Source organism: Borreliella garinii (assembly GCF_001922545.1).
GTDB classification, from domain to species: Bacteria; Spirochaetota; Spirochaetia; order Borreliales; family Borreliaceae; genus Borreliella; species Borreliella garinii.
In genome coordinates this window covers 877,089-889,859 of sequence record NZ_CP018744.1, presented here as the reverse complement: position 1 = coordinate 889,859, position 12,771 = coordinate 877,089, and the positions used below count along the sequence as shown (strand labels likewise).

Here is a 12,771-nt window from a genome sequence, read left to right as displayed (position 1 = left end):
TTCATGAACATAATATCAAAAAAAATAAAAAAAGGGAATAAAATTGTTTTTTTTGCAAAATTAATATAGAATTCAAATAAATTATTAACGTATAGCTTAAAAGCAACTTTAGAGTTAAGATGAAAAAGAAAAAAAAGATAAGTCGTCGCAGAATTAAAAAAAAACTCAAACTATTATTCATAATACTAACAAAAAAAATAAAAACTATAACTAAAAATCCCAAACTAATATTTGACAGCACAATACAAATAGCTTTAGGCTCTGCACTAATGGCAATTTCTACAAATGTTTTATATATTCCTCATGGACTTCTTAGTGGAGGAATTGGGGGAATCGCATTAATGATGCATTACCTGTTAAGCTTCAATTTAGGATGGACAATATTTGCATTAAACATCCCATTATTTCTTATTGGAATAAAATTTCTAAATATAACATTCATTATTCAAAGTTGGATTGCAATGGGATTATATTCTATTGTAATAAACTATTCCCAGTTTTTACAAAATAAAATACATCTTAACGATATGATGCTTGTATCAATACTAGCCGGACTTATTTCTGGACTTGGACTTGGACTAATATTTAAGGGCAAAGGATCTTCAGGAGGATCAGATATAATTGCGATGATCATTAAAGAAAAATATTCAATTAGCATTGGAACAACAAACTTCATAGTTAACTTAGCAGTATTAATACTTGCGACCTTTTTCTTTAATATTGAAATAGCCCTTTATACACTAATAGCATCATTTGTAACATCTATCATGACAGATAAAACAAGCACCGGATTTGGCAATCAAAAGGCGATATTAATCATTTCCGATAAAGGAAAAGAAATTGCTTATCTTCTTACAAATAAGTTAAAATTAGCCGCTACATTAATAGGCGGAAAAGGAGCTTGGGCAGGAACAGAAAAAACCATAGTATTTATAGTAGTTCCAATAATGCGTTTGTCAAGAATTAAGTATATATCACAAAAAGTCGATCCAAATTGTTTTATAACTGTTATTAACACTAATGAAATAACTGGGGGCAAAATAATAACTGATTCAGCCTTATCAAAACAAGAAATTTCAAATTAAAAATCTTTTAAGAAGAGAATCAAATTATCAATAATCAAATTCAGTTCATCGCTCTTGTAAAAATTTGACAAAAAAATAATAAATCTTTTGGGAAATTCAGAAATGAATTTCTTGAAAGAATTTTTTCCAACATCAACTTCAAGCTTATAAGAATGAAGCATTAAAGTTACTGTTTTAAAACTGCTATCTACTCTACCATAAACTTCATCTCCCAATATTGGAAAATTAAGATATTTCATATGAACTCTCAATTGATGCGTACGACCGGTCTTAGGTTTTAAAGCTAAAAGAGAATATCCTCCAAAATTAAGCAACAATCTATATTCTGTTAATGCTTTTTTACCCCTATCTTTAGAAACACTAAATTTTTTTCTATTGTATTTATCTCTATCTATAAAAGATTCAATACTTCCAGAAAAACTATTAAAATTACCCTTAACAATTGCAATATAGACTTTATTTGTTTTTTTATCTTTAAACTGCTGCGCTAAAAAGCTCAAAGTGTTAATGTTTTTTGCACAAATTAGTACTCCAGAAGTATCTTTGTCTAATCTATGAACAATTCCAGGTCTAACTTTTTCTTCATTAAAATTAATTTTCAATCTTTTTATATGGTATAAAAGAAAATTTACAACAGTATCATCCCAATGCGATATTCCAGGATGACTTAAAATTCCTTGTGGTTTATTAATAACAATAATATTAGAATCTTCATAAATTATAGCAATAGGGATATTATTGGGCCTAAGACAATCAATTTGATTACTCTCTTTGTCAAATTCAATCAACATTTCATCATTCTTAAAAACAGGCTTAGACAATTTTATCTTAAAAAATTTTCCATTACTCTTTTTGAACGCTTCTACATTTCTTCTTTTAATTTGACTTCTAGTAAAAATTTCTAAATTATTTGATAAGTAAAGATCTAATCTTAAAGCATTTTCTTTAACAGTAAATTCTTTCTTAAGTCTTATCATATCACTGAAGCAAATAATCAATCAAAGCAATAGTTAATGCAACCATAGCCCCAATGGAAGCTGAAATAATAAATTTTTTATAAATTTCATCTTTTGAAAAACTAGGGCCATTTGAAAAAGGATATGGAACGTAATTTGCATTCATTCCGCTATAAAAATAATATCCTACATCAAAAAAAAACAAGCTTAAAAATAAAACTATTGGAAAAGACCCAATGCTAATAGCTGAAAACCTAAACAAATCTTTTGCTGATTTTGACGCAAGATCATTCTCAAGATTTAAAGCTTTATTCTCTTGAATATTTTTATAAAGAAAAGAATCGTCCTTATCAAAAACAGGTATATTATTTTTTTTTTGAGAAGCAAAATTGCCACTGGAAGTTAATTTGTCTTGCAATGGCAAACTTTTGGCAATACTTAAATTTAAATAATTGAAATTCGGCTTGGAACAATCAAGTGAATTTGAATAAACATTCAAAACACTAAAAAACAATAACAAGCTTCCAATAAGCATAAATTTTCTACTTCAATAATTCGAGCTTTAAAGTCTCAGTTATTTCATCAACAATCTCAGAAGAACCAAAATACTGTACAGGACCTGGATATAAATACAAATTATTAAAAGCCCACTTATCACGATTTTCAACAAACTCTTTAAATGGTCTTCCTTCTAAATCAACTAGAGCTTTTTTTATAACAGGCTTTTGCACTCCGTATCTCTCTTCCATGTTCATTAACATTGTTAGGGGCACTCCTCCTGCAATCCAATCCGTTGGTTTTGAATTTAAATTTTTTATACAAGACATATAGCCTGTTAGACCATTTAAAATGAGAATAGCAGCATTATATCCTAAGCTATAGCAATAATCACTATCAAAATTAGAAGGAAAAGCGCTTCTACCTTCATAGCCAAAGAAATGATCAACTGGAATAAAGCTTCCCTTATATTCTCCCCTTTTTTTCATCTCGCTTAATCTTGCTTGAACCATTTCAATAAACAATTTTTCAGTAGGGACTCTTGAAACATTAAAATTCCCATGAGGATCTCTTTCTAAAATTGAATTTACAAGTTCAAATTGAATAAACAAAGGTAAAGACAAATAAACTTTCTTCATATAATCACTAAGCTTGGCAACGAAAACTTCTTTCATTCCTTCAATATCAAGTCCCTTAAACTCCACTATATTTTTATCAAAAATATTGCATAATTCAACCATTAAAGACTTAACTTCTGGAATAAACTCAATTACGCCTTCAGGAACTATAACTATTCCAAAATTATCTCCATTTAAAGATCTCTTTAAAATAACAAACACCATTTCATCAACAATTTCAGATAAAGTTTTCTTTTTAGCCAAAACCTCTTCAGACACAATACAAATGTTTGGATGAGTTTTTAAAGCACATTCCAAAGCAACATGAGAGGCACTCCTACCCATAAGTTTGACAAAATGCCAATATTTTTTAGTTGACATAGCATCTCGACATAAATTACCTATCATCTCAGAATAAATTTTTGTAGCAGAATCAAACCCAAATGAAATTTCAATATGATTATTTTTAAGATCAGCATCAATTGTCTTTGGGACTCCAATAACCTGTATATTTTCTCCCTTCTTTTTAAAATACTCTGCAAGAATAGCAGCATTAGTATTCGAATCATCACCACCAATAATAACAATTGCATTAAGATTGTTTTCTTTGGCAACCAATAAAGCTTTATTATAATGCTCTTCTGTTTCTATTTTTGTTCTTCCAGAAGATACAATATCAAAGCCTCCAGTATTTCTATAAGAATTCACCAAGCTCTCAGTAAGTTCAATTTTATCATTCTCTAGCAGGCCCAAAGGGCCCCCTTTAAATCCAAAAAGTTTTGAATTTGCATTAAATTTTTTTATTGCATCAAAAATACCAGATATAACATTATGCCCCCCAGGAGCAGGACCTCCAGAAAGAATAATTCCAATATTTAAGGCTTTTGAAAAAGATATATTAGACTCACCCTCGGTAAAACTTACAATTGGCAATCCATAAGTATTCTTAAAAAATTCCTTTAAAGCCTGTCTATCTTGAATTGATTCAGTCTTTTCTCCATAAACTAAGCTAATATTCTTAAAATCTTTTTTTAAAATATTTGGCAATTTAGGAACATACTTTTGCCTTTCTTGCTGCAAAAGAGAAGTATTCATACATTTTCCTCCTAATTAATTAAATTAAATTGAGCGTCTATCCTAACTTAAATATTAAAATAATTCACAACTAATATCTATATATGATTTAAAACTAACATCGCATCACCATAAGAAAAAAATTTATAACCTTTATTTATAGCTTCTTCATAAGAGCTAAACACAAAATCTTTGCCTGCAAATGAAGAGACCAGCATCAAAAGAGTAGATTGTGGTGTATGAAAATTTGTAAAAAGCATGTCAACAAACTTAAAACAATAATTTTTACCAGGATAAATAAAAAGATTTGTACTTTGCTGACCTGTTTTAAATTTTTTAAGCTTATTGTCATAAGATGACTCTAGGGCCCTAAGCGTTGTGGTGCCAATTGATAAAATTTTTTTACCAAGAAATTTAGCATTCTCCAATCTAGCAGCCACAGAATTTTCTATTAAAAAAGTTTCAAAATGCATATTATGTTCTTCAACCTTTTTTGATCTTACAGGAAGAAAAGTGCCAAGCCCCACATGAAGAGTGATAAAATCATATTCAATATTGTTCTTTTCAAAAGCAGAAAACAAATCCCTACTAAAGTGCAAACCTGCGGTTGCAGAAGCTGCCGACCCAACATACTTAGAATAAACAGTTTGATATCGATCTTCATCTATTTTATCATAATCTCTTTTAATGTAAGGAGGTATAGGAACAAAACCATGTTTTTCAAAATAATCTTCATCAACATTATTATCAAATTTTAAAACAATTTCACTATTATTTTTTGACAAAATTTCGCCCATTAGTCCTTCAGGGAATTTGTAAACATTGCCAACAATTTGCTTTTTAGACTTAGAAATCAACGCAGTAAACAAATCAGTGCCAATTCTATCTAAAATTAAAAATTCAATATTATTACCCATCTCTGATTCTGCATACATTCTTGATTTTCTAACTTTTGAGTTATTAAAAATAATAAAAGTATCGCTATTTATATATTTTAAAATATTGTTTACAGAATTTTCATGATAAATTTTTTGCAAATTAGGATCTAGCACCATTAACCTTGAAGATCCTCTTTTTTCACTTGGATATTGAGCTATTAAAGAATAGGGTAAATTAAAATGAAACTCTTTGGTTTTCACTAATATTATCCTCTTTCATCTCTAAGTTTAAGTGAAGATACGCAAACTCAGTAGCTTTACGACCTCTGTGAGTTCTGTTAATAAATCCTTTCATAATTAAATAAGGTTCATAAAAATCTTCAAGAGAATCTGCTGTCTCCCCTACAGAAATAGCCAAAGTATCAACGCCTACAGGTCCCCCATTAAATTTCAATATTAAACTTCTTAAAATATTTCTATCTTGCTCATCAAGACCTTCTCCATCAATTCTAAGCATTTCAAGCCCAATTGAAACAATGTCGCTTGTGACAACCAAACTTCCAGTTACCTGAGCAATATCTCTTATTCGTCTTAGCAATCTATTTGCTATACGGGGAGTTCCTCTTGAACTTCTTGCAAGAAGAAATGCAGCATCCTCTTCTATTTCAATATTTAAAATAATAGAATTTCTCTTTATTATCTCAACAAGCTCTATTTCGCTGTAAAGTTCAAATCTTGCAGTAATCCCAAATCTCGCATAAAGTGGAGATGTTACTTTTCCTGGTTTAGTAGTAGCTCCAATCAATGTGAATTTTGGAAGTGGCATTCGAACAGTTCTTGCATTAGCTCCTTGCCCGATTACCCAGTCTAGCTCATAATCTTCCATGGCAATACAAAGCATTTCTTCTATTATTGGTCTAAGTCTATGTATTTCATCAATAAATAAAACACTCTTCTCATCAAGACCTGTCAAAATTCCAATAATATCTTTGGGTTTGTCAAAAGCCGGAGCTGAAGTAATCTTAATCGAAGCATTCATCTCAAAGGCAATAATACTTGCAAGAGTAGTTTTTCCAAGGCCCGGAGGACCACTTAAAAAAACATGATCTAAAGCTTCACCTCTCTCTTTAGAAGCTCTTATAAAAATACTAAGAGTTTCTTTAACATTAACCTGACCTTTGAAATCTTCAAAAACTTTAGGCCTAAGCTCATTTTCACTCTTATCATATAAATAATTTTCATTAGAACTTAAAAAGTTTATACTATTTTCGTCTTTCATAAACACCTCTTAAAGACTATTTTATAACTATCAAAAACTAATAATTAATTCGACATTCTTTTTAAAACCTCCTTAAATAAAAACTGTTCCTTTTCAGAGTCTTTTAAATTTGAAAATTCAATTAGATCGCAAGCCTCCTTAAGCTTGCTATTTACAATTTTTCTGTCAAAACCCATGCTAACAATTGATTCTTCTAATTCTTTAAATCCAAAAAGACTAGATTCAAGCTCATTATTAATCAAAAGCTTACCCTGAAGATGTAAAAACATTTTACCAGCCATTTTTTTGCCAATACCTTTGATTTTAGAAACAAGCTCAACATCCTCTCTATCAATAGCGTCCTTAAACTCATTATACCTTATATTAGAAAGCACTCTTAAAGCAGCCCTTGGCCCTATTCCGCTTACTCCAATAAGACTTTTAAAAATCTCTCTTTCATCTGAATTTAGAAACCCAAAAAGCTTTAATTCATTTTCTCTAGCATAAAGATAAGTAAAAAGTTCAACCTTGTCTGACAACTTAAAATTAGCAAGGCAAAATGCACTAACTAAAAGCTCAAATTCAAAAACAGTAGTCATTAAAACTAAACTAGATTCTTTTTTTTCTATAACTTTACCATGAATCTTATTTATCATATAATTAAATTATATTACACAGAAACATCCAATTTAAAGCAAAAGCATTAAATAAAAAAAAGGACACTAAATGAAAAATCAATTTCTATATAGCTATTTTCTATTAATTACAAGTATTTTTTTAATCTCATCTATAACTATGGCAGCAGAAGAAATAACAACCGCACTAAAAGTTCCAAATGGATTTAAAGTCGAAATTTTTTTAAACAATACAATTGAAAAACCAAGAGGAATTACAAGCGATCAAGATGGAAACATATTCATAGGATCTGGAAGTACTTTTGCATACTTTGTAACAAAAAACAAAAAAATTTATACCATAGCAAAAACTCTAAAAAAACCTATTGGTATTGCTTATTGGGACAATAAATTGTATATATCTTCTGTAGATAAAATATATGTAGTTAAAAATGTAAAAGAAGAAATTAATAAAAGCATAAAAGCAAATAAAGACTATACATGGAAAATGCAAATTTTTTCACTTTTACCAAAAAATACTACCAAAATGCATGCTGGACGTTATATTAAAGTGGATCCTAAAAATAACAAATTAATAGTAAACATAGGATCCCAACATAATGCCAAAATTCCTTCAAAAAAAGAAGCAATAATTCTAAGCATTGATTTAAAAACAAAAAAAGAAGAAATAATAGCTTTTGGAGTAAGAAACTCAGTCGGATTTGATTTTCATCCAATTAGCAATGAAATATATTTCAGCGACAATGGCCAAGACGGATTGGGAGATAACATTCCCCCAGATGAAATAAACCTAATAATCAAAGATAAAGAACATTTTGGATTTCCCTATATGTTTGGGAAAAACCAAAAAAATTACAATTTTTATACCAAAGCACCAAAAAACACTAAGTTTAGCCCATCTATTTATGAACTTCCTGCACATGTAGCTCCGCTTGGAATACATTTTTACCAAGGAAATAACTTTCCAAAAGAATATATAAATAAATTATTTATAGCAGAACACGGGTCATGGAACAGATCCTCTCCTGTTGGCTACAGGATAACTACGCTAGATATTGATCCACAAAAAAAAATAGCAAAAAATTATAAGGTTTTCTTATCTGGATTTTTAAAGCACAATAACTCTAAATTTGGACGCCCTGTTGATATAATCACATATTACGACGGTTCAATTCTTTTTTCAGATGATTTTGGAAATAAAATCTACAAAGTCTACTACGAAAAGATTTAAATAAAACTATAAACTTAGCTTAATTCTTCTGGAATCTCCAAATTATGAATTACTTCCTGAACATCATCAAAGTCTTCAAGCTTTTCAATAAGAAGAATTATTTTTTCTGCTTGCTCTTTGTTTAAGGAAATTTTATTTTCAGGAATTAAAGCTACCTCTGCCATCTCTTCTTTAAATTTAGTTTTCAAAAAAGATAAGACTTTATCAAAATCATCAGGATTTGTTATAACTTCCGCTTCATTGTTTGAAACCAAAATATCTTCAGCACCAGCTTCTAACGCAAATTCCATTATTTCATCCTCAAGATATTTTTCTAAATTGTAAACAATAAGACCCTTTCTGTAAAACATATATGAGACTGAACCTGGAGTACCAAGAGACCCTCCACCTTTTGCAAGAACGCTTTTTACATCACTGGAAGTTCTGTTTTTATTGTCTGTCAAGCATTTAATCATTAGAGCCACTCCATAAAGAGCATAAGCCTCATAAGTTATTTCAAAATATTCAACCCCTTCATTACCGCCAATGCCCTTTTTTATTGCCTTCTCAATATTATCTTTTGGCATATTGGCAACCTTAGCCTTATTAACAGCGACCCTTAGTCTTGGATTAGACTCAACATCTCCCCCGCCTATTTTAGCTGCAATAGTTATTTCTCTTATTAGTTTTGTAAAAATTTTATTACGCTTTGCGTCAAGAGCACCTTTTTTTCTCTTTATTGTTGACCATTTGCTGTGACCAGACATTTACACCTCCACTAATTTTTCCAACCGATCTAAAATGTCAAACATATTATTATTGATTAAATGAGCTTTAATTGTATTAAACATTAACATAAGAACCGTAACAGGCCCTATTCCTCCCTTAACAGGAGTAATAAATTTAACACAATCTTTAATATTGTCAAAATCTGTATCACCTGAGAGAATTTTTCCGTTATCAGTTTCAACCTCAGAAATACCAATATCAATAACATAAGGTTCCCCGCACAACATGCTTTTATCTATCAACTTGGGCTTACCAACAGCAGAAATAACAATATCTGCCTGCCTTAAATAAACATCTAAATAAATGCTTTTGCTGTGACAAGCAATAACAGTTGCATCATAAGGCTTTGATGAGAGTAAGATTGAAATAGGCTTTCCTACAAGAGGACTTCTACCAACTACAACAACCGTTTTCCCTGATGTTCTTATTCCTTCATCTCGCAAAATCTTTAATAAAGCAAGAGCTGTACAAGGAATAAATCCTTTTTTATCACCCAAAATCATTTTACCTAAATTAACAAAAGATAGGCCATCAACATCTTTTGAATACACTATGCTATTTAAAATAGAATTTGAATCCATATCCTTCAAAAGGGGCAATTGCACAATAATCCCATCTGTACTTAAATTTTTATTTTCTCTATCAATTACTTCTAGAATATCGCTTTGAACAGAATTCGCAGAAAATTTAATTACTTCAACATTTAAACCAATCTCTTTTGCAACTCTATTCTTAATTGAAACATAAAGCTTGCTTGCAGGCTCATCATTTGCTAAAATAACTTTTAATGCAATTTTATCTCTCAAATCGTGCTGTTTTAAGAATTCTTTCAATATTAAATAATACTTATTCGCAAAATCCTTCCCATTAAACACAGTATTCAAAACATGCCTCTTAAACCTAATAAGATTACCTTAATATTATACTTAGATTGTCAATATAAGGAAAGCTAAACTACTAAATTTCAAATTGTAATTAAATTTATTTTCAACTATAATAAACAAGGATAATAATTTTAAAAGAATGGAGAATAATGAAAAAGTATTTTTTTATAACGCTAATTGCAGTCTTGTTAATTAGTGTAAACATAAAAAAAATTGAAGCCGCAGTCAACATTGATAGGCATACAAACTCTACTTTGGGAATAGATTTAAGCGTTGGGGTACCTATTTTTTACAACGACCTATCAAAAGCTTATCCTACCAATTTATATCCAGGAGGTATTGGAGCAATAAAATATCAGTATCATATTTTAAATAATTTAGCAATTGGACTTGAACTAAGATATATGTTTAACTTTGATATTAACCATTCTTTTAATATATTAAATCCAGATTCAAGTGTAGGTAAAATTTTTTATAGTGTGCCTATTACATTTTCAATAAACTATATATTTGACATAGGAGAATTATTCCAAATCCCAATTTTCACAAATATAGGGTTTTCTCTTAATACATATGGAGATAGAAATAATAATATTACAAATTTAAGAACTTTTGATGCGCTCCCTACAATCGCTTTTGGATCTGGAATTTTATGGAACTTTAACTATAAATGGTCTTTTGGAGCAACAACATCCTGGTGGATGATGTTTGAATTTGGAAATTCTGCTAAAATGGCACATTTTGCACTTATATCATTATCAGTTACAGTAAATGTAAATAAATTGTAGGACAAAAATGAAACAAAAATATGAAAACTATTTAAAAAAAAAAATAATTTTAAACCTATTAATATTTTTACTACTGACATGCTCAAGCGAATCCATATTTTCCCAACTAGGAAATCTGCAAAAAATAAAACATGAATATAACATTTTAGGCAGTTCAAGCCCAAGGGGAATTTCTCTAGTAGGAGAAACTCTCTATATTGCAGCCATGCATTTATTTAAAAAAGAAAACGGCAAGGTTGAAAAAATTGACTTAAGCGATTCTTATGAGTTTATAAATGACATTGTAAATGTATCTGGGAAAACCTATCTTTTAGCGCAAAACAAAAAAGCAGAACTAGAAGTTTGCGAGCTAAATGGAAAAGATTGGGCATTAAAATTTAAAAAACCACTAAAAGCGTATAAATTCTTAAAATCTGTGGGAAACGATGGCATAAAAGAAGCATATATTTTAGCTATAGACAAAAATAATAAAGAGAGAATTTTTAATCTAGAAGGAGTCGACAAAACACCATCACAAGCTACTGAAAATGATAAATTTTATCAAATATCAAATGAAGGTAACTTAATTACAGGAAATTCACTTAAAGTATGGCAAATACATAATAATACATACACAAACATAGACTACCAACAAGCCAAAGAAATAATGCCTATAATTAAAACAAACATTAGAGGTTTTTCTGAAATTTTAGTAATGACTGGTGGTTATAATAGTTTAGAAACAAAATTTAAAATGTATTCGAATGCAAATAATTACACAACGCCAATATTTATTCAAGACGAAGTAGGTGAATTTAGCGGATACTTTGCAAGGGAATTTAATGATGTGATATTAATCGGAAGCAATAATGGATTTGCAGAATTTACAAAAAATAAAGAAGGAATTTTTGCTTTACAAGCACCTTCAAAATCTGTAGAACCTGGAGCTTATAACGGTTCCCAGCTAAGCAAAACGGGTCTTAACGATATTATTCCTGTATCAAACAACACAATTTACATATTAACTCAGGGCAAAGGTTTGTGGAAATTGGAAAATAAAAAATTAACTAAAGAATAAAGAATAAAAATTTGTTATAAATTTTTCATATCTAAACTTATTAAAATCTACATCATAATATTTTTTAATCTTAATTTTCAAATTAAAATTAATCTTAGATCTAAAATATAAATAATTTATATTATTTACATTAAAAATTTGACCCTCATCATTCATAACCTTAACCCCAAGATTTAAAAGAAGTTTAGCAAAAAAAATATCTCGAGTAATTACAAGGCTGTACCTATCTGCTAAATTCAAAATAAATGCATCAACATCGTCTACCACCTCTAAAAAAACATTTTCTGTTTTTTCTAAATTCAAAAACTTATTAGAAACTACAATAAGTTTTGATTTATTGTGCAATATAAATTTTTGCAAAAATTTTATTATCTTAAAATTACAAGAATCAGCATCAACAAAAATTTTATTTAACAATCTTATAGTCCACTACCCTAAAGGCCAAAAAAGAAACAATAGCATTTTTATTAATAGGTCCAAATATTCTAGAATCATTTAAAACACTTAAATTGTCATTTAATAAAAAAACTTCATTTTTTTTCAAAATGAAGCACTTAACCACTTCATCTGTATTGAAAAAATTATTCAACTTATAATAGCTAACTAAATTGCCATTCAAATAAAAAAAATCTGTATCCTTTTTATTTACCAAAACATTCAAACCTCTAACATAAACAGAATCGCCCTGAACAGCCGCTATTCTTGATACCTTATAGTTTGCTCTTTTAAGAATTTTATTTAAAAAAAAGAAATCTTTTATTAACGTTAATAAAAAATTATTACTTAACCTAAAATCTTCATAAAGAACAATATCATTCATTTTCAAAGGAATAAAAAAAGACGTTATATGTCTTGCAACAAAAAACAAACTAGCATTTTTTGTTATGGTTGGCAACATCTCATTACCTTTAATCATAAAAATTTGCAAAACAAACTTTGTGAAAAAAAAATTTAACATTAAAAATGTTAAAACATATTTAAAAAAAATTTTTCTTTGCCTTTTTCTTAAAAGCCTTTGTTCGAAAGTTAAATATGGAGCCAC

The 12,771-nt window shown here is 29.0% G+C and carries 14 protein-coding genes; 4 read left to right on the top strand and 10 right to left on the bottom strand.

The genetic code is table 11. The annotated features are described in order from the left end of the window. Positions 1-119: 119 nt before the first annotated feature. Positions 120-1,085, top strand: coding sequence for a YitT family protein (locus tag BLA33_RS04190; RefSeq protein ID WP_029346827.1), 966 nt, complete (start codon positions 120-122; stop codon positions 1,083-1,085). Here BLA33_RS04190 and BLA33_RS04185 read toward each other — a convergent pair. The 6 genes from BLA33_RS04185 to ruvA all read right to left on the bottom strand — a co-directional run bounded on the left by BLA33_RS04185 (position 1,082) and on the right by ruvA (position 7,022). Next, a complete protein-coding gene (locus BLA33_RS04185) occupies positions 1,082-2,062 on the bottom strand; it encodes an RluA family pseudouridine synthase (RefSeq protein ID WP_029346828.1) in 981 nt (326 codons plus the stop codon). The genes BLA33_RS04190 and BLA33_RS04185 overlap by 4 nt on opposite strands. 1 nt (position 2,063) lies before the next feature. After that, positions 2,064-2,576, bottom strand: a complete 513-nt coding sequence (locus BLA33_RS04180; protein WP_075226565.1) for a hypothetical protein — start codon at positions 2,574-2,576, stop codon at positions 2,064-2,066. A 7-nt stretch (positions 2,577-2,583) separates the two neighbouring features. Then, positions 2,584-4,251 carry a diphosphate--fructose-6-phosphate 1-phosphotransferase gene (locus tag BLA33_RS04175; protein WP_029346829.1) on the bottom strand — a complete coding sequence of 556 codons (1,668 nt, stop codon included), beginning with the start codon at positions 4,249-4,251 and terminating at the stop codon, positions 2,584-2,586. 77 nt (positions 4,252-4,328) lie between these two features. Continuing rightward, on the bottom strand, positions 4,329-5,369 hold the full coding sequence (gene queA / locus BLA33_RS04170; RefSeq protein WP_029346830.1) for a tRNA preQ1(34) S-adenosylmethionine ribosyltransferase-isomerase QueA: 1,041 nt from the start codon (positions 5,367-5,369) through the stop codon (positions 4,329-4,331). Beyond that, positions 5,344-6,387, bottom strand: a complete 1,044-nt coding sequence (ruvB, locus tag BLA33_RS04165) for a Holliday junction branch migration DNA helicase RuvB (protein ID WP_029346831.1) — start codon at positions 6,385-6,387, stop codon at positions 5,344-5,346. The genes queA and ruvB overlap by 26 nt, the downstream gene beginning before the upstream one ends. A 44-nt stretch (positions 6,388-6,431) precedes the next feature. Beyond that, positions 6,432-7,022, bottom strand: coding sequence for a Holliday junction branch migration protein RuvA (ruvA, locus tag BLA33_RS04160; RefSeq protein ID WP_004792319.1), 591 nt, complete (start codon positions 7,020-7,022; stop codon positions 6,432-6,434). Positions 7,023-7,092: 70 nt separating this feature from the next. Here ruvA and BLA33_RS04155 point away from each other — a divergent pair, with 70 nt between their 5' ends. Continuing rightward, positions 7,093-8,232, top strand: a complete 1,140-nt coding sequence (locus BLA33_RS04155) for a PQQ-dependent sugar dehydrogenase (protein ID WP_075226563.1) — start codon at positions 7,093-7,095, stop codon at positions 8,230-8,232. A 14-nt stretch (positions 8,233-8,246) separates the two neighbouring features. Here the strand turns inward: BLA33_RS04155 and BLA33_RS04150 are convergent, their stop codons facing one another. Beyond that, positions 8,247-8,978, bottom strand: coding sequence for a YebC/PmpR family DNA-binding transcriptional regulator (locus BLA33_RS04150; RefSeq protein WP_029346832.1), 732 nt, complete (start codon positions 8,976-8,978; stop codon positions 8,247-8,249). Continuing rightward, positions 8,979-9,884 (bottom strand): bifunctional 5,10-methylenetetrahydrofolate dehydrogenase/5,10-methenyltetrahydrofolate cyclohydrolase, encoded by a 906-nt coding sequence (locus BLA33_RS04145; RefSeq protein WP_029346833.1) that lies wholly within the window; start codon positions 9,882-9,884, stop codon positions 8,979-8,981. It lies immediately after the preceding gene. Positions 9,885-10,033: 149 nt separating this feature from the next. Between BLA33_RS04145 and BLA33_RS04140 the strand changes: the two genes are divergently transcribed. Continuing rightward, positions 10,034-10,672 carry a BB0027 family outer member beta-barrel protein gene (locus BLA33_RS04140; RefSeq protein ID WP_004792165.1) on the top strand — a complete coding sequence of 213 codons (639 nt, stop codon included), beginning with the start codon at positions 10,034-10,036 and terminating at the stop codon, positions 10,670-10,672. 7 nt (positions 10,673-10,679) lie between these two features. Beyond that, entirely contained in the window at positions 10,680-11,729 is a 1,050-nt protein-coding gene (gene bamB / locus BLA33_RS04135; protein WP_075226561.1) for an outer membrane protein assembly factor BamB, read from the top strand. On the opposite strand, the gene BLA33_RS04130 is transcribed toward bamB, so the two are convergent. Both BLA33_RS04130 and lepB read right to left on the bottom strand, forming a co-directional pair. Beyond that, entirely contained in the window at positions 11,715-12,146 is a 432-nt protein-coding gene (locus BLA33_RS04130; protein WP_075226559.1) for a DUF188 domain-containing protein, read from the bottom strand. The genes bamB and BLA33_RS04130 overlap by 15 nt on opposite strands. Beyond that, positions 12,136-12,771 (bottom strand): signal peptidase I, encoded by a 636-nt coding sequence (gene lepB / locus BLA33_RS04125; RefSeq protein ID WP_075226557.1) that lies wholly within the window; start codon positions 12,769-12,771, stop codon positions 12,136-12,138. The genes BLA33_RS04130 and lepB overlap by 11 nt, the downstream gene beginning before the upstream one ends.